This window comes from Tabrizicola flagellatus, assembly GCF_008271465.1.
Taxonomy (GTDB): Bacteria; Pseudomonadota; Alphaproteobacteria; order Rhodobacterales; family Rhodobacteraceae; genus Tabrizicola; species Tabrizicola flagellata.
This window is the reverse complement of record NZ_VMDU01000017.1, coordinates 17,170-36,910: the sequence shown is the minus strand read 5'-3', so window position 1 is coordinate 36,910 and position 19,741 is coordinate 17,170. Positions and strand designations below refer to the sequence as shown.

Genomic DNA, 19,741 nt, shown 5'->3' with positions numbered 1-19,741 from the left:
TGCCGGATCCGGGCGATCACATACCACACTCAGTCGCGTGCCGCCGCTTCGGCCTCTGCGACGGTCCCCCCGGCCGCAAGGATCCGGGCCTGTTCGACCCACTTGTCGCGGCTGACCCGGCCCTTGAACCCTTCCAGGTTCTCGTCAACCCAGGCGATCTCCTCGGCTGTCCATTCGGCGATCTGGTCGAAATGGAAGAACCCCAGCCGGTGACACAGCGCCTCGAGCTTGGGTCCGATGCCGAGAATGAGCTTCAGATCATCCGCCTTGCCCTTTCGCGCCGCCTTCAGAGCCTTGGGCTTGCGGCCCGTCACGGCCGGTGCAACGGCCTCGGGCGTCGCGGCAGAACGACCGCCGCCAGCCTTCGCGGCACCCTTCGACCGGGGCTTGGCCTCCTGCGCCGTGATGCCGGTCGCGTCGGCCGGGACCATCGAAGCTGCCTTCGGCTCGGCCGCTTGCGCCTTCGCCGGCTTCGCCTTCGCCGCCACGCCCAGCCAGGGCGTCGTCAGCGGCACTTCGGTTCCGTCGATGCGCTTGACCGTGTCGCCGATGTCCACCGCAAGCTGCACGCTGGCATTGTACTGCCGGCGTCCCGACTCGAATTCCTTCAGGCTGGTCAGCCCGCCCGCCGGTTCGGCCGCATAGCGCCCGTTCTGCGGCCCCGGCACCGGCACCTCGCCCTTGCGGAACCGCCCGATCAGCTCGCGCAGCTTCTCGGCGGTCAGGTCCTCGTAATAGTCCTTGCCGATCTGGGCCATCGGCGCATTGGCGCAGGCGCCCATGCATTCGACCTCTTCCCAGCTGAACTTGCCGTCGGCAGACAGCGTGTGCGGGGTCGGAGCGATCAGCTCCCTGGCCACTGCCACAAGCTCCTCGGCCCCGCAGATCATGCAGGACGTGGTGCCGCAGATCTGGATATGCGCGACGGACCCCACCGGCTGAAGCTGGAACATGAAGTAGAAGGTCGCCACCTCCAGCGCCCGGATATAGGGCATGCCCAGCATGTCGGCGACATATTCGATGGCAGGGCGGCTCAGCCAGCCCTCCTGCTCCTGCGCACGCCACAAGAGCGGGATGATCGCCGAGGCCTGCCGGCCTTCGGGATATTTGGTGATCTGGGCCCTTGCCCATTCCAGGTTCGCCGGAGTGAAGGCGAAACTGTCGGGCTGGGTGTGGTGCAGACGGCGCAGCATGGCTCAGAAATATCCTCTGGCGAAGGTCAGGACCACGGCCGCCACGGCGCCCGAGATGGCACCCATGACCAGCTTGTGGCCATAGCGGGAGCCCAGAACCCCGGCGAGGCCGGCGACCGCGCCCAGGATCAGGGTCCACAGATTGAAGGTCACGTCCGGCATCAGCGGTCGATCTCCCCGAACACGATGTCCAGCGTGCCGATGATCGCCGAGACGTCGGCCAGCTGATGCCCCTTGCACAACCAGTCGAGCGACTGCAGATGCGGATAGCCCGGGGCACGGATCTTGGCGCGATAGGGACGGTTGGTGCCATCGGCCACCAGATAGACCCCGAACTCGCCCTTGGGCGCCTCGACGGCGGCATAGACCTCGCCTGCCGGGACGTGGAACCCTTCGGTGTAAAGCTTGAAATGGTGGATGAGCGCCTCCATCGAGGTCTTCATCTCGGCCCGCTTCGGCGGGGTGATCTTGCCGCGCGCCAGCACGTCGCCCTTTTCCACCCTGAGCTTGGCGCAGGCCTGGCGGATGATGCTGGTCGATTCCCGCATCTCGGCCATCCGGCAGAGATAGCGGTCATAGCAGTCGCCGTTCTTGCCGACCGGGATCTTGAAGTCGAACTCGTCATAGCACTCATAGGGCTGGGCGCGGCGCAGATCCCAGGCGAGGCCCGAGCCGCGCACCATCACGCCGGAATAGCCCCAGTCCAGGATGTCCTTTTCGGTGACGATCCCGATATCGGCATTGCGTTGCTTGAAGATGCGGTTCTCGGTCAGCAGGCCGTCGATGTCGTCCAGAACCTTGGGGAAGGCTTCCGCCCAGGCGTCGATGTCGTCGATCAGCTGCGGCGTCAGGTCCTGATGGACGCCGCCGGGCCGGAAATAGGCCGCGTGCAGCCGCGCCCCGCAGGCGCGTTCGTAGAAGACCATCAGCTTCTCGCGCTCCTCGAAGCCCCAGAGCGGAGGCGTCAAGGCGCCCACATCCATTGCCTGCGTGGTCACGTTCAGAAGGTGGTTCAGCACCCGCCCGATTTCCGAGAACAGCACCCGGATCAGGCTGGCGCGGCGCGGCACGACCGTGCCGGTCAGCCGCTCGATCGCCAGACACCAGGCATGTTCCTGGTTCATCGGCGCCACATAATCCAGCCGGTCGAAATAGGGCAGGTTCTGCAGATAGGTGCGGCTTTCCATCAGCTTTTCGGTGCCGCGGTGCAGAAGGCCGATATGCGGGTCGCAGCGTTCGACGATCTCGCCGTCCAGTTCCAGCACCAGACGCAGCACGCCATGCGCCGCCGGGTGCTGCGGCCCGAAGTTGATGTTGAAATTGCGGATGCGCTGTTCGCCCGTCTCGAGGTCGACCGAGCCGTCGTCGTAGGTGTTCCTGCGGATATCGCCGTCCATCATGCCACCGCCTTTTCCGCCTTGGCCATCGCCTTCGGCACGAATTTCTCCCACCGGACGACGGCGCGCTGATGCCGCCCCTCGCCGATCATGTCCACCCCGTCATGCGCCCGGCACCGGAACCAGACGAACCTGCCGTCGATGTCGGTCACTTCGCTTTCCACCGTCACCGCCAGACCGGGCGGGGTGGGCGCGACATGGCTGAACTCGACATGCGTGCCCAACGACCCTTCGCCGTCCTCGTAATAGGGCGCGATCTGTTCCACGCAGGCCCATTCCATCAGTCCGACCAAATAGCCCGTGGCCAGCACCGCCGGCATCTCCTGGAAGCGCGCGGCCTCGGGATAGAGCGCCGGCACCGTGTGCTGCGGCCCGATCCGGTGACGGAACACCGCCCGGTCGCCTATGGCGAGGCCCGGTTTCACTTCGTCTCTGCCTTCTGGTCGCCGGGAAGGATGTAGTCCGCACCTTCCCAGGGGCTCATGAAGTCGAACTGGCGGTATTCCTGCACCAGCTTGACCGGTTCATAGACGACCCGCTTCAGCGCCTCGTCGTAGCGGACCTCGGTGTAGCCCGTGGTCGGGAAGTCCTTGCGCAAGGGATAGCCGCGGAAGCCGTAGTCGGTCAGGATGCGCCGCAGGTCCGGGTGACCCGAGAACAGGATCCCGAACATGTCGAAGACTTCCCGCTCGAACCAGTTGGCCGACGGGTGCAGGTCGGTGATCGAGGGCACCATCTCGTCCTCGCGCACCGCGACCTTAACGCGGATGCGGTGATTCCGGTACATCGACAGGAAGTGATAGACCACGTCGAACCGCTGCACCCGTTCCGGATGGTCCACCGCCGTGATGTCCACCAGCGTCGAGAACCGGCACGACAGGTCGTCGCGCAGGAATTCGACCAGGTCTTCCAGATTGGCCAGATTCGCCACCACCGTCAGCTCGCCGAAGGCGATCGCGCTCGAGACCACGGCCTCGGGCTGCTTCATCTCGATGATCCCGGCAAGTTCCTGAAGGGCTTCGCTCATGATTACCTCACCAGGGTGCCGGTGCGGCGGATCTTCCGCTGCAACTGAAGGATGCCGTAGAGCAGCGCCTCGGCCGTCGGCGGGCAGCCCGGCACATAGACATCGACCGGCACGATCCGGTCGCAGCCGCGCACGACCGAATAGCTGTAGTGGTAATAGCCGCCCCCGTTGGCGCAGGACCCCATGCTGATGACATAGCGCGGCTCGGGCATCTGGTCATAGACCTTGCGCAGGGCCGGGGCCATCTTGTTCGTCAGCGTCCCCGCCACGATCATCAGGTCGGACTGCCGGGGCGAGGCGCGCGGCGCGGTGCCGAAGCGTTCCAGGTCATAGCGCGGCATCGAGGTATGCATCATCTCGACCGCGCAGCACGCGAGGCCGAAGGTCATCCAGTGCAGCGACCCGATCCGCGCCCAGTTGATGATGTCCTCGGTCGAGGTCAGGATGAACCCCTTGTCCGACAGCTCGCGGTTCAGGGCCTGGACGGCGACCTCGTGGTCGGCGGCGGCGGTGTTGGCTCCGGTCATCACTCCCATTCCAGCGCCCCCTTCTTCCATTCATAGGCAAAGCCGACGGTCAGCACGGCCAGGAACAGCATCATCGACCAGAAGGCCGCCATGCTCAGTTCCCCGAAGGCCACCGCCCAGGGGAACAGGAACGCCACTTCCAGGTCGAAGATGATGAACAGGATCGACACCAGATAGAACCGCACATCGAATTTCATCCGCGCGTCGTCGAAGGCGTTGAAGCCGCATTCGTAGGCCGAAACCTTCTCGGGGTCCGGGTTCCGCACGGCCAGGACGGCCGCCGCCAGGATCAGGACCAGGCCCAGTCCGACGGCAACGGCTAGAAGGATGAGGATGGGCAGATACTCTCGGAGGATCAGGTCCACGAGGGGGCTCCTTGACTGCTGGCGGCGCGCGTGCGGGCGGGCTTGTCGGCCCGCCATGTCTCCCCGCCCGTTTACTCTGCGGCCCTGCCGGGGTCAACCGAAGGAGGACCGGAATCCGGGCTTTGCAGGTGCAGAAATTTCGTTGATCCAAGCGTTTCGCTAAGGTATCCCGCCGCCGCCGGGCGCGAGAGGCGAAGCGGCGCTCAGCTTCCGCACCAGCTCCCGCGCGGGCCGCCCGAATAGAGGCGCGCATGGCCCGCCCGGATCATCAGGCGGGCCAGGTCCACCCCGTCCAGTTCCATCCGCACCAGCAGCCGGCCATAGCGGTCCGTCCCCTCGCGCCGCAGCACGATGCGGTCGGCCTTGCGGATCAGCATCCGCAAGGCCCAGCTTGCCCGTTCCGCCGCCACGAACTCGGACAGGCAGCCGGGCGAATACTTCTCCGGCGTGTCAAAGCCCAGAAGCCGCGCGCTGATCATCCCGTCCCCGGCGCAGATCAGCGACACCGTGTCCCCGTCCACCACCCGGAAGATCCGGCAGTCCCCCGCCTCGCCGACTGCCGTCCGGGTCGCGGCGTTGATCAGGTCGGCCACCGTGGGCACGATCACCAGCCCCGCCAGCGCCAGCCCGATCACCGCTTTCAGGTAGAATCGCGGATCCGCGATCCGGCGCAGGCCCCGCGTCAACATCCCCGCCGGCCGCGCCGGGCGGAACAGCCAGCCCATCAGTCCGCCGCCGGGGCCGCCACCGGGGCAAGATCGCGCGCCTCGGCGGCCGCACGGACCTCGTCGGCGATGATCCGGGCGATCTGCGCCACGTCCTCGGGCGTGAAGGTCAGCGGCAGCCGCATGTCGATCAGCCCGGCCAGCACCCGGTCGCTCTGCGGCAGGGGTTCGGGCGCGGCATACTGCCAATGCGCGTAGCGGCTGGTAAAACCCTGCGGCTCGGCCGCGCCGAACCATTTCAGCTCCACCCCCCGCGCCGCTGCCCCGGCGACGAAGGCGGCCACCCGCGCCGCCTCCCAGCCCGGCAGCAGGAACTGGAAGGACGAGCCCACATAGTCCTCGTGCTGCGGCCTTTCGATCAGCTTCAGCCCCGGCGCACCCGCAAGCCCCCGCTCCATCCCCTGATAAAGCCGCCGCCAGCGCGCCCGACGGTCATCCAGCAACGCGATCTGCGGCCGCAGGATCGCCGCGCGCAGGTTGTCCATCCGGGACGAGACGTTCGGCACCTCCAGCTTCAGGCGCTCGAACACCTCCGGCGGGGGCGCCGCGCGGTGGCGGGCATAGAGCATGTAGGACCCCGACAGAAGCACCGCCCGCGCCGCCAGCTCGGCATCGTCGGTGACCAGAAGCCCCCCCTCGCCGCTGTTCATGTGCTTGTAGGTCTGCGTCGAATAGCAGCCGATCGCCCCGTGCCGGCCCGAAGGCACGCCCTTCCACTTCGCGCCCATCGTGTGCGCGCAATCCTCGACGACGCGCAGCCCCAGCCGGTCGGCCAGCGCCATCAGCGCCTCCATGTCGCAGACATGGCCCCGCATGTGGCTCAGCAGCAGCACCCGCGCGCCTGACGCCTTCGCCTGCGCCTCCAGATGCGCAAGGTCGATCGTCAGGTCCTCGGTCACCTCGACGAACACCGGCCGCGCCCCGATCGAGGCGATCGCCCCCGGCACCGGCGCCAGGGTGAAGGCGTTGGACAGCACCGGCTCGCCCGGCTTCACCTGCAACGCACGCAGGGCGCAGGCCATCGCCGCTCCGCCCGAGGCCAGCGCAAGGCAGTATTTCGCCCCGACATGGGCCGCGAATTCCTCTTCCAGCAGGGCCGTCTCGGCGACCTCTCCGGCCACCGTGTTGTACCGGTGCAACCGCCCGTGCCGCAGGACGGCCAGCGCCGCGTCGATCCCCGCCTCCGGGATCGGCTCCTGCTGGGTGAAACTGCCACGGAACGTCTCGCTCATGCCTTCTCGGACCTCTTCAGATTCAGGAACAGCACCGTGGTCAACGCCAGGAACCCCGCCGCCACCCAGTAGGCCACGTCCGTTGACCGCCAGGCGCGACCCTCGGCCCAGAAATGCCCGAAGATGAAGGCGAAGAACACTGTGCCGAACAGCATGGCGACATTCGTGACGGCGGAAATCCCGCCCTGCAACTCGCCCTGGGCATCCTCGGGCACGCGCTTGGTCAGCATCGAGGTCAGAAGCGGATGCACGAACCCCTCCGGCCCGTGCAGGATCATCAGCGCGATCACCGCGCCGAGAGAGCCCACGAACCCATAGCCCAGCACCACCAGCGTCGCGCAGACCAGCCCGAACAGCGCGACCTGCCATTCGCCGAAGCGTTTCGTGGCCGGGCCGGTGAGGAACCCCTGAAAGCCCCCCGCGATCAGCCCGAAGATCGCCAGCGTGCCGCCCACCATCGCCTCGGACCAGCCGAACTTGGCGATGCCCCAGAAGGTCCAGATCGCCGGATAAACGCTGGTGGAAAAGAAGAACAGCCCCATGACCATCACCATCGGCAACACGCCCCTGTAGGTCGCAAAGACCCGGAAGGCGCCGAAGGGGTTCGCCCGCCACAGCTCGAACCTGCGCCGGTTCTCCGGCGCCAGCGATTCCGGCAGGACCAGCATCCCGTAGACGAAGTTCACCAGAGAAATGCCCGCCGCCACCCAGAACGGAACCCGTGGCCCCAGCTCTCCCAGAAGCCCCCCGATCGCCGGACCGATGACGAAACCCACCCCGAAGGCCGCCCCCATGTAGCCATAGGCCTTGGCCCGGTCGTCCGGCGCGGTGACATCGGCGATGAAGGCGCTGGCGATGATCCAGCTCGCGCCGCAGACCCCGGCGATGATCCGGCCCGCGAACAGCCATTCCAGCGAGGGCGCCAGCGCCATCAGGATGAAATCCGCCCCCAGCCCGAAGATCGCCAGCAAGAGAAGCGGCCGGCGCCCGAAACGGTCGGCCAGGTTGCCCATCAAGGGCGCGAAGACGAACTGCGCCAGGCTGAAGGCCGCAAACATCCAGCCGCCGATCACCGCCGCCCGCGCGATGTCCACATGGCCCACATCCTCGATCAGCTTGGGCAGGACCGGCATGATCAGGCCGAAGCCCACCATGTCCAGAAAGACCGTGATCAGCACGAAGGTCACCGCATGCCGGCTCACAGGCCGAGGCGCCTCGGTCGCGGTCGGTGCGGGCAGGTCGGAGGCCTCGGTCATGGGCCGCGACCCTATGGGTGGCGCGGACGACTGTCAAAGGGCACAGCGTCGCCCACCCCGGTGACAGCAGCGCGCGCCATACCCTTTCATCTGTCCCCAAATATCCCCGCCGGAGGCGCCCGAGCCGGTTGGCGCGCAGCGCCAGAGGCGAGACAACAGGCTTGCGCGCAGCGCACGAGTCGACATCCGCCCCACCCCGAAACCCGCCCCCGGACAGGTCGCCTCCCCTCCCCCTCAGTGGGGAGGGGAGGGGGGTGGGGGGCCTCCCCAGTGCTGCCCACGCGACCTCAGGCAGGTGTTAAGATTTCCCTAACGCCTGCGACCAAGACACTGATTTCCTTCATGGATCAGGAAATGTCCACCGTGGACACATCAGCCGATCAGCCGCCCGGCCAGCCCCGGCAGGTCCTCGAACCTCTCCAGAAGGGCGGCCGGGTTGAATCGGGACACCCCCGCCCCTTCCGGCCCGAAGGTGACCAGCGCCACCGGCACCCCGGCCGCCACCCCGGTCTTCGCGTCGGTCTCGGTGTCGCCCACCAGCATCGACCGCCCCACCACGCCCCCCGCCCGCTCCACCGCCGCGCGGTAGGGGGTCGGATCGGGCTTCCTGACCGGGAAGGTATCGGCGCCGACCAGCGCCCCGAAGGCGTCGCGCACCCCCAGCTCGGCCAGCAGAAGCTCGGCCAGCCCCTCCGGCTTGTTGGTGCAGATCGAGACCGCGAAGCCCAGCCCCTTCAACCGCTCCACCGCCTCCATCGCGCCGGGATACAGCCGGGTATGGGTGGCGATCCCCGCCCGGTAGGCCTCCAGAAGGCGCGGATAGCCCGCATCGACGTCCGCCTCGCTCCAGTCCAGCCCCAGCCTCCGGAACCCCAGCCGCAGCATGGCGCGCCCGCCGTGAAAGGCGGTCAGCTCATCCCCCGGCCCCAGCACCGGCCGGGGCAGCACCGCATTGGCCGCCGCCAGCAGGTCCGCCGAGGTATCCGCCAAAGTTCCGTCCAGATCGAACACTACACAGCGCATGCGGGTCTTCCTGTAACGTGGCGTGAGGAGCGGCCCCCTTGCCACCCGGTCCATGGGGGGTAAAACGGGCGCAACGATAAGGAAAGGGGCAGAATGCAGGTTTCAGTCATCGTCTTGGCCGCCGGGCAGGGCACCCGGATGAACTCCGACCTGCCCAAGGTCCTCCACCAGGTCGCCGCCGCCCCCCTCCTCCACCACGCGCTCGCCACCGCCCGCAGCCTGGACCCCTCCCGCATCGTCACCGTCACCGGCCACGGCGGCGAGGCGGTCGCGGCCTCGGCCCGCGCCTTCGACGAGGCGGTGGAGACCGTGGTCCAGGATCCCCAGCTCGGCACCGCGCATGCCGTGGCCCAGGCCGCCCCGCTTCTCGCCGAGGCCGAGGGCGAGGCCATCGTCCTTTACGCCGACACCCCCCTGATCCGCGAAGAGACCCTGCGCGCGATGCTCGACGCCCGCGCCCGCCACGCGGTCGTCATCCTCGGCTTCCACGCCCGCGACCCCGGCCGTTATGGCCGGCTCATCACGGAAGGCGACGAACTGCTGGCGATCCGCGAATTCAAGGACGCCGCCGAGGCGGAACGCGCGATCACCCTCTGCAACTCGGGCGTCCTCTGCGCCGAGGCGCGCACCCTGTTCTCGCTGATCGCCGAGGTCGGCAACGCCAATGCCGCCGGCGAATACTACCTGACCGACATCGTCGAACTGGCCCGCAGGCGCGGCCTCTCGGCCGGCGTCGTCCTCTGCCCCGAATCCGAGACGCTGGGCGTCAACACCCGCGCGCAACTGGCCGAGGCCGAGGCCGCCTTCCAGGCCCGCGCCCGCGCGGACGCCCTGGAGAACGGCGTCACCCTCACCGCGCCCGACACCGTGTTCTTCGCGCTGGATACGCATGTGGGCCGCGACGCGGTGATCGGCCCCAACGTGATCTTCGGTCCCGGGGTCACCGTGGAATCCGGCGCCGAGATCAAGGGCTTCTGCCATCTGGAGGGCTGCCACATCAGCCGCGGCGCCACCGTCGGCCCCTTTGCAAGGCTGAGACCCGGCGCGGAACTGGCCGAGGACGTGCATGTCGGCAACTTCGTGGAAATCAAGAACGCCATCCTCGACGAAGGCGTGAAGGTCGGCCACCTCACCTATCTCGGCGATGCCCATGTCGGCGAACACACCAACATCGGCGCGGGCACAGTGACCTGCAATTACGACGGGGTGATGAAGCACCGTACCACCATCGGCAAGCGCGCCTTCATCGGCTCGGACACCATGCTGGTCGCGCCGGTCACGGTGGGCGACGGCGCGCTGACGGCCAGCGGATCCGTCATCACCGAGGACGTGCCGCCCGAGGCCGTGGCCATCGGCCGCGCCCGGCAGGTCACGAAACCGGGCCTTGCCACCCGGATGTTCGAAAAGTTGAAGGCCATCAAGGCTGCGAAGGCGAAAGGTCATTAGAAATGTGCGGTATTGTAGGGGTATTGGGCAATCATGAGGCGGCGCCTCTCCTGGTCGAGGCGCTGAAGCGGCTGGAATATCGCGGATATGATTCCGCCGGGATCGCCACCGTGAACGAGGGGCGTCTGGATCGCCGCCGGGCGGTCGGTAAGCTGGTGAACCTGTCCGACCTTCTGGTCCACAACCCCTTGGCCGGAAAGGCAGGAATCGGCCATACCCGCTGGGCCACCCACGGCGCTGCCACCGTCAGCAATGCGCATCCGCACCGCGCGGGCGGCGTCGCCGTCGTCCACAACGGCATCATCGAGAATTTCCGCGAGCTGCGCGCCGAACTGGCCGCGGACGGATATGTCCAGGAATCCGAGACCGATACCGAGACGGTCGTCCTTCTGGTCAAGCGCGCGATGGATCGCGGCGCCTCGCCGGTCGAGGCCGCCAAGGAAACCCTGTCCCGCCTGCACGGCGCCTTCGCGCTCTGCTTCCTCTTCGACGGCCAGGACGACCTGATGATCGCCGCCCGCAAGGGCTCGCCGCTCGCGATCGGCTGGGGCGAGGGCGAGATGTTCGTGGGCTCGGACGCCATCGCGCTTGCGCCGATGACCGACCGGATCACCTATCTGGAGGAAGGCGACTGGGCCGTCATCACCCGCGCCGGGGCCGAGATCTACGACGCGCAGAACCGCCGCGCCAACCGGGCCGAGACGCGGATCCAGCTGGACGCGACACGGATCGAGAAGGCCGGCTACAAGCATTTCATGGCCAAGGAAATCGCCGAACAGCCCGTGGTCATCGCCGATGCGCTGAAGCACTACACCACCGCAGATGGTGTGCTGCGCCTGCCCGAAGCCCTTGATTTCAAGGGGATCGACCGCGTGACGATGGTCGCCTGCGGCACGGCCTCCTATGCCTGCCACGTCGCGAAATACTGGTTCGAGCAGATCGCGGGCCTGCCCGCCGACATCGACATCGCGTCCGAGTTTCGCTACCGTGACCCGGTCCTGTCGCCGGCCTCGATGGCGATCTTCGTCAGCCAGTCGGGAGAGACGGCGGACACGCTGGCCGCGCTGCGCCATGTCAAGGAAAGGGTGGCGAAGGTCGTTTCCGTCATCAACGTCCCCACTTCTTCCATCGCGCGCGAGTCGGACCTCGCGCTGCCGATCCTCGCCGGGGTGGAAGTGGGCGTCGCCTCGACCAAGGCCTTCACCTGCCAGCTGACGGTGCTCGCCCTGATGGCGCTGAAGGCGGCGCAGGATCGCGGCCGGATCGACGCGCGCGACCTTGCCGCGCGGCTCGACAGCCTGCGCGCAGTGCCGGGGCTGATGAACGCGGCGCTGGCCCTCTCCGACCCGATCGCACGGGTGGCCGAGGATCTGGCCAAGGCGCAGGATATCCTGTTCCTCGGTCGCGGCCCGATGTTCCCGCTTGCGCTGGAAGGGGCACTGAAACTGAAGGAAATCAGCTACATCCACGCCGAAGGTTATGCATCGGGCGAACTGAAGCACGGCCCCATCGCGCTGATCGACGCGGACGTTCCCGTGATCGTGCTGGCCCCGAAGGATGCGCTGTTCGACAAGACGGTGTCGAACATGCAGGAGGTGATGGCGCGCAACGGCAAGGTGTTGCTGTTGTCCGATGCCGAAGGCGTGGCCGAGGCCGGTCAGGGCAGCTGGAAGACTCTGACCCTGCCGGGGGTGGAGCCCGTCTGGGCGCCGATCCTCTATGCGGTGCCGGCGCAGCTTCTGGCCTATCACACCGCCGTCGCCAAGGGCACGGACGTGGACCAGCCGCGCAATCTGGCCAAGTCGGTCACGGTGGAATAGGCTGATCCGGGAGCGAGCGGGCTGCGTATCCAACGGAAACGGAGCCCGCCCATGCTGCGCAGAACCCTGCTTCTCGGCCTTGCCGCCCTGCCCCTCGCCGCCTGCGCCACCACGCCCGCCGCGCCGCCCACCGCCGGCCCGCCGATCACCCTGGTCTCGGCCTTCACGGGACGCACCACTGGCCGCGGCCATTTCCGGGTCTGGCTCACCGGCGACGAACGCCGCTTCACCGCACGTCTGAACGGCACCGTCACTGGCCGCGACGGCGCCCGCGTCCTCACCGTGGTCGAGGACTTCGCCTATGACGACGGCCAGAAGGACCGCCTGACCTGGGTCTTCCGCGAAACCGGTCCCGGTCGCTGGACGGGCAGGCGCGAGGACACCGTGGGCGAGGCCACGGTGATCGAGGAGAACGGCCTGATCCGCCTCTCCTACACCGCAGATTTCAGATCACCTTCGGGCGTCAACCGTCTGGGGTTCCAAGATATTCTCTACGCGCTGCCCGACGGCAGCATCGTCAACGACGCCGTCGTCACCCGCGCCGGGATCGCCGTCGCCTCGGTCCGCTTCGTGATCCGCCGCTGACTTGCCCTTCCCCCGCCCGGCTGGCACTCTGCCCTGGCGGAGGACCCCATGGGCAAGCGATACAGCGAGTTGCAACCCGACCAGATCGGTTTCATCGCCGAGCAGCATCTCTTCTTCGTCGCCACCGCCGCGCCGGGCGGACGGGTGAACCTGTCGCCAAAGGGTATGGATTCGTTGCGCGTCCTGTCGCCGCGCCGGATCCTCTGGCTGAACCTGACCGGCTCGGGCAACGAGACGGCGGCGCATCTCGCGCTGGAACCGCGCATCACGCTGATGTGGTGCAGCTTCACCGTGCGGCCGCTGATCCTGCGCGCCTATGGCATGGGGCGGGCGGTGCACCACGGCGATTCCGACTGGGCGGGCCTTGCGGCCGAGCTGCCCGACCAGCCCGGCGCGCGGCAGATCGTCGATGTGGCGGTAGATCTGGTGCAGTCCTCCTGCGGCTTTGCCGTGCCCTTCATGGACTTCCGCGCGGACCGGCCGGTCCTGCGCGACTGGGCGACGGCCAAGGGGGCCGAGGGTCTGCGCAGCTATTGGGACGAACGCAACCGGCAGACGATCGACGGCCTGCCGACCGGGATCGAGGCCAACCTGTGACGCCGCTCGCCGAGTTGCAGGCACTTGCAGATCCGGCGAAGGCCGCGGAGATGCAGGCCTATCACAAGGCCGACCGGCGCTATCTGGGCGTCCCCGTGCCCCGGATCGCCGAACTGGCCGACCGCTGGCGGGCCGAGCGCACGCTGGACGACCGGATCGCGCTCGCAGCCGAACTATGGCGGACGAACATCCACGAGGCACGGGTCGCGGCGGCAAAGCTTCTGACCCAGGCGCGCATCCGCCCCGATCAGGCGGCCTGGGAGCTGATCCTCTCCTGGGTGCCCGATTTCGACGCCTGGGCCATCGCCGACCATGCCAGCATCGCCGGTCAGAAACGGCTGGTGGCCGACCCGGCGCGGCTCGACACGGTCGAGGGCTGGGTCGCCAGCCCGCACATGTGGACGCGCCGGGCGGCGCTGGTGATGACGCTGCCCTGGACCAAGCAGAATTTCCCCAAGGCGCAGGACCTTGCGATCCGGTCGCGCGTGCTGGGCTGGTGCGCGACGCTGGCCTCGGACCCGGACTGGTTCATCCAGAAGGCCGTCGCCTGGTGGCTGCGCGATCTCTCGAAACACGACGCCGAGGCGACGCTCGCCTTCCTTGCCGCGCATGGTTCCCGGCTGAAGGCCTTCGCCCGCAAGGAGGCCGCGCGGCACCTGCCCGAGTGACCACGCCCCCCGGCGAGGAGTGGCGAAGCCATCGACGAGCCTCCCTCAGGCCCCCCGGTGCCGCTGCCAGCCGATCCGGTCGAACAGGGGCGCATAGGCCCCGGCCAGGGCGCGCAGGCTGGCGCCATCGGTGCGGCCCGCAGGCTCCCACCCCTTGGTCGCGATTCCGAGGATGCGCGGGGCGATCATGCCCTCGGCCTCGTGGTCCCACGTGGTGAACTCGCCCCAGAAACAGGCCTGCACCCCGGCGACGCGGGGGGCGATGTCCTCGGCCCCCTTCGGCACCGGATCCCAGGCCACGGTCCGTTCCAGCGGCACGAAGCCCGCCCAGGCGGCACCCCAGTCGTCCGGGTCGTCGCTGTGGGCCAGGTCGAAATAGGCGTTCTGCGCCGGACACATCACCACGTCATGCCCGCGCCGCGCGGCCTCGACCCCCGGCCCCTGACCCGTCCAGCTGAACAGGAGCGCGCCGTTGCCGATGCCGCCCTGGCAGCCCTTCGCCGCCTCTTCCCAGGCCGCGACGCGGATCCCGTCGCGGCCGAGGTCGGCCGCCAGCCTCGCCAGCATCCAGCCCTGCACGTCGTCGGCGCTCACCAGCCCCTCGCGCGCCTTCAGCGCGGCCACGGCCGGCGATCCGCCCCAGGCCCCCGGTGGCGCCTCGTCCGCGCCCAGATGCAGAAGGCCCAGGGGGAACATCCCCGCCACCTCACGCGCGAGCGGCAACAGCAGGTCCCAGGTCGCGGGCATGGCCGGGTTGACGATGTTGTCCAGATAGCCCTGGATCGAGACCTCCCCGCCGTTGTCGCCGGGGTCGCGCAGGCCCGGCACGGCCCTCACCATCGCGTGGGAATGGGCCGGCACCTCGATCTCGGGCAGGACCTCGATCCGCAGCGCCTTCGCCCGCGCCAGCACCCGCGCCACATCGGCCCGCGAATAGCTGCCGCCCGCCCGGATGCCGCCGCCGAAGACGCCCGGCACCAGCTCGCCCTCGCCCCGGAAGGCCGTGCGCTGCCAGAGCAGCGGTTGCGTTTCCACCTCCAGCCGGAAGGCCTCGTCATCGGCGAAATGCCAGTGGAACCGGTTCAGCTTCAGAAGCGCCATCAGGTCCAGAAGCCGCAGGATGAACTCCACCCCGAAGAAATGCCGCGCGCAGTCCAGATGCTGCCCGCGCCAGCCGAAGCGCGGGCGGTCGGTGATCGTGCCGCAGGGCAGCCGCCCCCCGCAGGTCTCGCGCAGGGTCAGCAGCGTGACACCGGCATGATGCAGCCCCGACGGCCCGCCGACCGCGACCGACAGCCCGGTCGGCGCGAGGGTCAGGCGATAGCCCTCGGGGCCGAGGCTCGCGTCCTCCTCCACCGTCAGCGCCACGCCGCCCGGCGCGAAAAGCGGCGCGAGACCAAGCCGCACGGCGAGGTCGTCCACCGCCTCCAGCCCCGTCACAGGGGCAAGTGCGGCAAGGTTGCATGTCCCGCCCGAAGGCTGCCACTCCGTCGGCTGCGGCACCAGTGGCAGGCGGTCCGGGGTCAGGGGCGGTGCCGGCGGGCCCTCGGCCGTCCTCAGGCCCAGATCGTTGCCCGGCGGCAGCGGCAGGCAGTCCCGCCCGACCCGCAGATAGGCGCCGAGCGGCAGCCAGGCGCGGTTGCGCGGGGCATAGTCGGGATTGGCATGTTCCAGCACCACTTCGTGCGGCTGGCCCGGCTCCAGGTCCGGCAGGGCCACCTCGGCATAGCCCGCCACGCGCCGGACCAGCGTCCCGCCCGACACCACCGCCGGCGCGGCCATCAGCGAAAAGCAGAAGGTGGGCGCGGCCAGCGGGCGGTCGGTCCCGATCCTGCAGCGGATCCGGCGCCCCTCGATGCGGGCGGTGAAGGTCAGGCTCATGGTGCGTCCAGCCTCAGTTCGGCGATGAAATCGTAGATGTCGCTGCGGTAGAGGCCGCGCGTGAACTCGATCGGCCGGCCCGTGGGCAGATAGGCCGTCCGGTCGATCCGCAGCACCGCAGCGCCCTCGGGCAGTTGCAAGAGCTTCGCATCCGCCGCCGTCAGGTTGACCGCCGTGATCCGCTGCACCGCCCGCGTCGGCGCCCTGCCCATCCCGCGCAGCACATCGTAAAGCGAGGTCTCCACCGCCTCGGGTTCCGGCAGGATGTCGGTGGGCAGCGAGGACCATTCCAGCGCCAGCGGCGTATCGTCGGCAAAGCGCAACCGCTCGACCCGCGCCACCCGGTCGCCGGGCGAGAGGCCCAGCGCCATCATCTCGTCCGGCGTGGGCAGGAAGATGCCCCGGCGCAGGATGCGGCTGGACGAGGTCTTGCCGCGCTGGCGCATGTATTCGGTGAAGGACAGAAGTGCGGACAGCGAATGTTCCAGCTTGGGCTGCGGTGCGCGCACGAAGCTGCCCGCCCCGCGCCGCTGTTCCAGAAGCCCCTCGGCCACCAGCTGGCTGACCGCCTTGCGCACCGTGACCCGGCTCACATCCGCGATCAGCGCCAGATCGCGTTCGGGGGGCAGTTGCGTCTCGGGCGGCAGCTCGCCCGCCGCGATGGCGGCCGACAGGTGGCGGTAAAGCTGTTCGTAGCGCGGCCCGCGGCCCGCCCGGAACCAGGCCTCGGGGCGGAAAAGCGCAAGGTCGTCGTCCATCTTCGCCCCCGGATTGGTATTATATTGATGAGACCAAATCCGGCCCCAATCGCATCATGCGCCGATCAACCGCCAGAAAACAAGCGAAAAACGGGCCTTGGTCCGATTTTTTCGCGCATTTGGTATTATATTGGTAGCATTATCGCGATTTTTTGGTATGGTCGGCCTCACAGCGCGATTCGCCCATGCCGGCATCGCGGAAAGGGGGGACCGGATGACCATGGCCTTGGGCACCACACGGCAGGAACGGGTGCGCCGCCGCGCGCTGTCCGACCGCGCCTTCGCCTGGATCCTGATCGCCCCGGCCATCCTGTTCATCGCCGTCATCGTCGCCTGGCCGCTGGTCGAGACGATCCGGCTGTCCTTCACCAACGCCTCGCTCGCGGGCGAGGAGTATGTGGGCTTCGCCAACTACGAAAAGCTCTTCCAGGGCGGCAAGTTCGGCGAGATCATCCTCCGCACCTTCGTCTGGATGTTCTTCTCGGTCAGCCTGAAGCTGGTCCTCGGCCTGATCGGGGCCAGCCTACTGATGGCGGTGGTGCCCGGCCAGGCGCTGTTCCGCATCCTCATCATGCCGCCCTGGGTGATCCCGATCGCCATGGGCTGCCTCGGCTGGCTGTGGCTCTTCAACGGCGACTTCGGCATCATCTCGGGCGTGGCGCAGAAGATCGGCATCACCGACGGCCCCTTCGCCTTCCTCGCCTACAAGACCTCGGCCTTCTGGTCGGCCATCGTGACCGATGCCTGGGTCGGCACGCCGATGGTGACGCTGTTCTTCCTCGCCGCGATGCAGGGTGTGCCGCGCGACCTTTACGAGGCCGCCTGGGTCGATGGCGCAAGCCGTTGGTATCGTTTCCGCCGGATCACCATTCCCCAGATCATGCCGGTGATCGTTTCCATGGCCCTGATGTCGGCGATCTGGACCTTCAACAGCTTCGAGATCATCTGGATCCTCACCCAGGGCGGCCCGCGCGGCGGGACCACGACGATGATCATCGACACCTACAAGGTGGCCATCGCCAACCTGCAATTCGGCGAAGGCGCGGCGCGGGCGGTGATCATCGTCATCATGCTGGCCCTCTTCAGCCTCCTCTACCTGTGGGTGCTGGGCCGCGTGAACCGCAAGTACGGGGTGAAGTAGCATGATGGACCGTTACACCCTTCTCCAGAAGATCGGCATCTACTTCGGGATCGCGGTCTTCCTGACCTTCATCCTCCTGCCCTTCTTCGAGATGTTCATGACCTCGCTGAAGCCGCTCAATCACATCTTGCGCGCGCCCTACCAGTTCTGGTCCGACGACTTCAGCTTCGACGCCTACACCCGGATGTGGGAGCGCGTGCCGCTGCTCGGCCGCTACATCTGGAACTCGATCTTCATCGCCACGACCGTGACCATCATCGCGATGATCGTCATCGTGCCCGCCGCCTACGCCTATGCGCGGCTCGACTTCCCGTTCAAGACGCAGTCGCTGGGCCTGTTCCTGTCGGTCAACATGTTCGCGGGCGCGGTCCTACTGATCCCGCTCTACAAGCTGATGCGGACGCTCGGGCTGCTGAACACCTACTGGGCGATGATCATCCCCGGCGTGGCCTTCCTGATCCCGACCGGCATCTGGCTCCTGCGCGGCTACCTGGAGAAGATCCCCAAGGAAATGGAAGAAGCCGCCTACATGGACGGCGCCTCGCGGCTCTACACGCTGCGCCGGGTGATCCTGCCGCTCGCCGGCCCGGGCCTCGTGGTGGTGGCGACGACCGTGTTCATCACGGCTTACGCCCAGCAATACCTCTTCGCCGTGACCTTCAACTCCAACGGCAACTTGCACCCGCTGCCGGTCGGACTGTTGCAGTTCATCGGCTACCAGAATGTCGAGTGGAACATGATGATGGCCGCCGCCCTGACCGGCATCACGCCCGTCCTTCTCGTGTTCCTCTTCCTGCAACGCTACCTCGTCGCCGGTCTGACGGCGGGGGCAGTGAAAGAATGACAGACCGATCAACAAGGAGGCTATCCATGACCACATTCAACAGACTGGCGCTCGCCGGCGTCCTGATGGGCGCGACCGCCCTGCCGGCGCTGGCCAAGGACGTGCACTACATCATGTGCGGCGACGAACGGCAGGCCGAGAAGGACTCGGTGGCCGAATTCATGGCCGCGAACCCCGACATCAAGGTCAACCTCGAATTCCTGCCCTGGGGCACCTGCTCGGAAAAGGCCATGCAGATGGCCGCGGCGGGCGACCCGCCGGCGCTGGCCTACATCGGCTCGCGCTTCCTGAAACAGCTGGCCAAGGCCGACCAGATCCTGCCGATCGAGCTGACGCCGGAACAGGAAGCCGCCTACCAGCCGGGGATCCTCTCCACCGTCGAGGACGGCGGCAAGCGCTGGGGCTTCCCGCATGCCTTCTCGAACAAGGCGATGTTCGTGAACTGCGACCTGTTCGAACAGGCGGGCCTCGAATGCAAGGTGCCCGAGACCTGGGACGAGATGAAGGCCGCCGCCACCGCGATCAAGGAAAAGACCGGCGTCGCCGGCATCGGCATCGCGGGCAAGGACTTCGACAACACGATGCACATGTTCCTGGACTTCATGTACTCGAACGGCGGCACGGTGATCGACACCGTCACCGGCGAGGTGAAGTTCGACGACGTGCCTGCGCGCGAGACCTTGCAGCTTTACGCCGACCTCGTGCCGGTGATGGCCGAAGGCGCCACGGCGCTGGAACGCGGCAACCTTCAGGCCCTGTTCGAGGACGGCAAGATCGGCATGTATGTCACCGGCCCCTGGGGCATGGGTCAGCATGCAGCCAAGAACTTCAAGGCCGGCCCGATCCCGCATGGCCCCTCGGGTGGTTCGGGCTCGATCCTGATCACCGACTCCATCGCCGTGTTCAAGGGCTCGGGCGTCGAAGAAGAGGCGATGAAGCTGGCCGCGCACCTGACTTCGGGCAAGTCGCAGTACGGGCTCGACAAGGAATGGGGCCTGCCGCCGATCCAGAAGTATGAAGAACAGGGCATCACCGACCTCTATTACAATGCCCCGGAGTGGCAGCTGTTCCTCGCGACGACCCCGACCGGCAAGCCCGAACCCATGGTCTACAACTTTGCCTCGCTGCAGGCGGTGTTCACCAACATGATCCAGGGCGTGCTGCTGGGCGAGATCACCGACATCAACGCCGCCGTCACCGAGGCGGCCGAGGGGATCAAGGCGATCCAGTAACCCCGACCCGGCGGGCCGCAGATC

The 19,741-nt window shown here is 67.8% G+C and carries 21 protein-coding genes; 8 read left to right on the top strand and 13 right to left on the bottom strand.

What is annotated here, in order from left to right; genetic code table 11:
* Nucleotides 1–29 precede the first annotated feature (29 nt).
* The 11 genes from FL625_RS15970 to FL625_RS15925 form a co-directional block, all read right to left on the bottom strand.
* A complete protein-coding gene (locus tag FL625_RS15970; RefSeq protein ID WP_149589669.1) occupies nt 30–1,193 on the bottom strand; it encodes an NADH-quinone oxidoreductase subunit E in 1,164 nt (387 codons plus the stop codon).
* A gap of 3 nt (nt 1,194–1,196) precedes the next feature.
* Entirely contained in the window at nt 1,197–1,355 is a 159-nt protein-coding gene (locus tag FL625_RS18125; protein ID WP_160147803.1) for a hypothetical protein, read from the bottom strand.
* Nucleotides 1,355–2,593 carry an NADH-quinone oxidoreductase subunit D gene (locus FL625_RS15965; RefSeq protein WP_149589668.1) on the bottom strand — a complete coding sequence of 413 codons (1,239 nt, stop codon included), beginning with the start codon at nt 2,591–2,593 and terminating at the stop codon, nt 1,355–1,357. The genes FL625_RS18125 and FL625_RS15965 overlap by 1 nt, the downstream gene beginning before the upstream one ends.
* Entirely contained in the window at nt 2,590–3,015 is a 426-nt protein-coding gene (locus tag FL625_RS15960) for a thioesterase family protein (protein WP_235019458.1), read from the bottom strand. The genes FL625_RS15965 and FL625_RS15960 overlap by 4 nt, the downstream gene beginning before the upstream one ends.
* Nucleotides 3,012–3,617 carry an NADH-quinone oxidoreductase subunit C gene (locus FL625_RS15955; RefSeq protein ID WP_149589667.1) on the bottom strand — a complete coding sequence of 202 codons (606 nt, stop codon included), beginning with the start codon at nt 3,615–3,617 and terminating at the stop codon, nt 3,012–3,014. Before FL625_RS15955 ends, FL625_RS15960 begins: the two co-directional genes overlap by 4 nt.
* Nucleotides 3,618–3,619: 2 nt before the next feature.
* The gene (locus FL625_RS15950) at nt 3,620–4,153 is read right to left on the bottom strand and encodes a NuoB/complex I 20 kDa subunit family protein (RefSeq protein ID WP_200833970.1); all 534 of its coding nucleotides are present in this window, start codon (nt 4,151–4,153) and stop codon (nt 3,620–3,622) included.
* Nucleotides 4,144–4,509, bottom strand: a complete 366-nt coding sequence (locus FL625_RS15945) for an NADH-quinone oxidoreductase subunit A (protein ID WP_149589666.1) — start codon at nt 4,507–4,509, stop codon at nt 4,144–4,146. Before FL625_RS15945 ends, FL625_RS15950 begins: the two co-directional genes overlap by 10 nt.
* Before the next feature lie 203 nt (nt 4,510–4,712).
* Complete coding sequence (locus tag FL625_RS15940) at nt 4,713–5,234, bottom strand: thermonuclease family protein (protein ID WP_149589665.1); 522 nt, start codon at nt 5,232–5,234, stop codon at nt 4,713–4,715.
* Entirely contained in the window at nt 5,234–6,466 is a 1,233-nt protein-coding gene (locus FL625_RS15935) for a DegT/DnrJ/EryC1/StrS family aminotransferase (RefSeq protein ID WP_149589664.1), read from the bottom strand. The genes FL625_RS15940 and FL625_RS15935 overlap by 1 nt, the downstream gene beginning before the upstream one ends.
* Nucleotides 6,463–7,722 (bottom strand): TCR/Tet family MFS transporter, encoded by a 1,260-nt coding sequence (locus tag FL625_RS15930; RefSeq protein ID WP_149589663.1) that lies wholly within the window; start codon nt 7,720–7,722, stop codon nt 6,463–6,465. The genes FL625_RS15935 and FL625_RS15930 overlap by 4 nt, the downstream gene beginning before the upstream one ends.
* 372 nt (nt 7,723–8,094) lie before the next feature.
* Complete coding sequence (locus tag FL625_RS15925; RefSeq protein ID WP_149589662.1) at nt 8,095–8,745, bottom strand: HAD-IA family hydrolase; 651 nt, start codon at nt 8,743–8,745, stop codon at nt 8,095–8,097.
* Between the two features lie 93 nt (nt 8,746–8,838).
* Here FL625_RS15925 and glmU point away from each other — a divergent pair, with 93 nt between their 5' ends.
* Genes glmU through FL625_RS15900 form a run of 5 tightly spaced genes read left to right on the top strand, consistent with a single transcriptional unit; the run spans nt 8,839 to nt 13,861 of the window.
* Nucleotides 8,839–10,191 carry a bifunctional UDP-N-acetylglucosamine diphosphorylase/glucosamine-1-phosphate N-acetyltransferase GlmU gene (glmU, locus tag FL625_RS15920; RefSeq protein WP_149589661.1) on the top strand — a complete coding sequence of 451 codons (1,353 nt, stop codon included), beginning with the start codon at nt 8,839–8,841 and terminating at the stop codon, nt 10,189–10,191.
* Between the two features lie 2 nt (nt 10,192–10,193).
* Entirely contained in the window at nt 10,194–12,011 is a 1,818-nt protein-coding gene (glmS, locus tag FL625_RS15915) for a glutamine--fructose-6-phosphate transaminase (isomerizing) (RefSeq protein WP_149589660.1), read from the top strand.
* A 51-nt stretch (nt 12,012–12,062) separates the two neighbouring features.
* Nucleotides 12,063–12,596, top strand: a complete 534-nt coding sequence (locus tag FL625_RS15910; RefSeq protein ID WP_149589659.1) for a DUF3833 family protein — start codon at nt 12,063–12,065, stop codon at nt 12,594–12,596.
* A 48-nt stretch (nt 12,597–12,644) separates the two neighbouring features.
* Entirely contained in the window at nt 12,645–13,193 is a 549-nt protein-coding gene (locus FL625_RS15905; RefSeq protein ID WP_149589658.1) for a pyridoxamine 5'-phosphate oxidase family protein, read from the top strand.
* On the top strand, nt 13,190–13,861 hold the full coding sequence (locus tag FL625_RS15900; RefSeq protein ID WP_149589657.1) for a DNA alkylation repair protein: 672 nt from the start codon (nt 13,190–13,192) through the stop codon (nt 13,859–13,861). The genes FL625_RS15905 and FL625_RS15900 overlap by 4 nt, the downstream gene beginning before the upstream one ends.
* A 45-nt stretch (nt 13,862–13,906) precedes the next feature.
* On the opposite strand, the gene FL625_RS15895 is transcribed toward FL625_RS15900, so the two are convergent.
* Entirely contained in the window at nt 13,907–15,742 is a 1,836-nt protein-coding gene (locus FL625_RS15895; RefSeq protein WP_235019456.1) for a beta-N-acetylhexosaminidase, read from the bottom strand.
* Complete coding sequence (locus FL625_RS15890; RefSeq protein WP_149589656.1) at nt 15,739–16,500, bottom strand: GntR family transcriptional regulator; 762 nt, start codon at nt 16,498–16,500, stop codon at nt 15,739–15,741. Before FL625_RS15890 ends, FL625_RS15895 begins: the two co-directional genes overlap by 4 nt.
* A 214-nt stretch (nt 16,501–16,714) precedes the next feature.
* Between FL625_RS15890 and FL625_RS15885 the strand changes: the two genes are divergently transcribed.
* The 3 genes from FL625_RS15885 to FL625_RS15875 are packed head-to-tail and all read left to right on the top strand — an operon-like array spanning nt 16,715 to nt 19,717.
* Nucleotides 16,715–17,641, top strand: coding sequence for a carbohydrate ABC transporter permease (locus FL625_RS15885; protein ID WP_200833969.1), 927 nt, complete (start codon nt 16,715–16,717; stop codon nt 17,639–17,641).
* A 4-nt stretch (nt 17,642–17,645) separates the two neighbouring features.
* Complete coding sequence (locus FL625_RS15880; RefSeq protein ID WP_268815790.1) at nt 17,646–18,485, top strand: carbohydrate ABC transporter permease; 840 nt, start codon at nt 17,646–17,648, stop codon at nt 18,483–18,485.
* A gap of 26 nt (nt 18,486–18,511) precedes the next feature.
* Complete coding sequence (locus FL625_RS15875; protein ID WP_149589654.1) at nt 18,512–19,717, top strand: ABC transporter substrate-binding protein; 1,206 nt, start codon at nt 18,512–18,514, stop codon at nt 19,715–19,717.
* Nucleotides 19,718–19,741: the final 24 nt, after the last annotated feature.

Bases quoted from the DNA above. Each gene is read 5' to 3' on its own strand.
- FL625_RS15970 (WP_149589669.1), bottom strand. From the start codon at position 1,193: ATGCTGCGCCGTCTGCACCACACCCAGCCCGACAGTTTCGCCTTCACT.
- FL625_RS18125 (WP_160147803.1), bottom strand. From the start codon at position 1,355: ATGCCGGACGTGACCTTCAATCTGTGGACCCTGATCCTGGGCGCGGTC.
- FL625_RS15965 (WP_149589668.1), bottom strand. From the start codon at position 2,593: ATGATGGACGGCGATATCCGCAGGAACACCTACGACGACGGCTCGGTC.
- FL625_RS15955 (WP_149589667.1), bottom strand. From the start codon at position 3,617: ATGAGCGAAGCCCTTCAGGAACTTGCCGGGATCATCGAGATGAAGCAG.
- FL625_RS15950 (WP_200833970.1), bottom strand. From the start codon at position 4,153: ATGGGAGTGATGACCGGAGCCAACACCGCCGCCGCCGACCACGAGGTC.
- FL625_RS15940 (WP_149589665.1), bottom strand. From the start codon at position 5,234: ATGGGCTGGCTGTTCCGCCCGGCGCGGCCGGCGGGGATGTTGACGCGG.
- FL625_RS15935 (WP_149589664.1), bottom strand. From the start codon at position 6,466: ATGAGCGAGACGTTCCGTGGCAGTTTCACCCAGCAGGAGCCGATCCCG.
- FL625_RS15930 (WP_149589663.1), bottom strand. From the start codon at position 7,722: ATGACCGAGGCCTCCGACCTGCCCGCACCGACCGCGACCGAGGCGCCT.
- FL625_RS15925 (WP_149589662.1), bottom strand. From the start codon at position 8,745: ATGCGCTGTGTAGTGTTCGATCTGGACGGAACTTTGGCGGATACCTCG.
- glmU (WP_149589661.1), top strand. From the start codon at position 8,839: ATGCAGGTTTCAGTCATCGTCTTGGCCGCCGGGCAGGGCACCCGGATG.
- glmS (WP_149589660.1), top strand. From the start codon at position 10,194: ATGTGCGGTATTGTAGGGGTATTGGGCAATCATGAGGCGGCGCCTCTC.
- FL625_RS15910 (WP_149589659.1), top strand. From the start codon at position 12,063: ATGCTGCGCAGAACCCTGCTTCTCGGCCTTGCCGCCCTGCCCCTCGCC.
- FL625_RS15905 (WP_149589658.1), top strand. From the start codon at position 12,645: ATGGGCAAGCGATACAGCGAGTTGCAACCCGACCAGATCGGTTTCATC.
- FL625_RS15895 (WP_235019456.1), bottom strand. From the start codon at position 15,742: ATGAGCCTGACCTTCACCGCCCGCATCGAGGGGCGCCGGATCCGCTGC.
- FL625_RS15890 (WP_149589656.1), bottom strand. From the start codon at position 16,500: ATGGACGACGACCTTGCGCTTTTCCGCCCCGAGGCCTGGTTCCGGGCG.
- FL625_RS15885 (WP_200833969.1), top strand. From the start codon at position 16,715: ATGACCATGGCCTTGGGCACCACACGGCAGGAACGGGTGCGCCGCCGC.
- FL625_RS15880 (WP_268815790.1), top strand. From the start codon at position 17,646: ATGGACCGTTACACCCTTCTCCAGAAGATCGGCATCTACTTCGGGATC.
- FL625_RS15875 (WP_149589654.1), top strand. From the start codon at position 18,512: ATGACCACATTCAACAGACTGGCGCTCGCCGGCGTCCTGATGGGCGCG.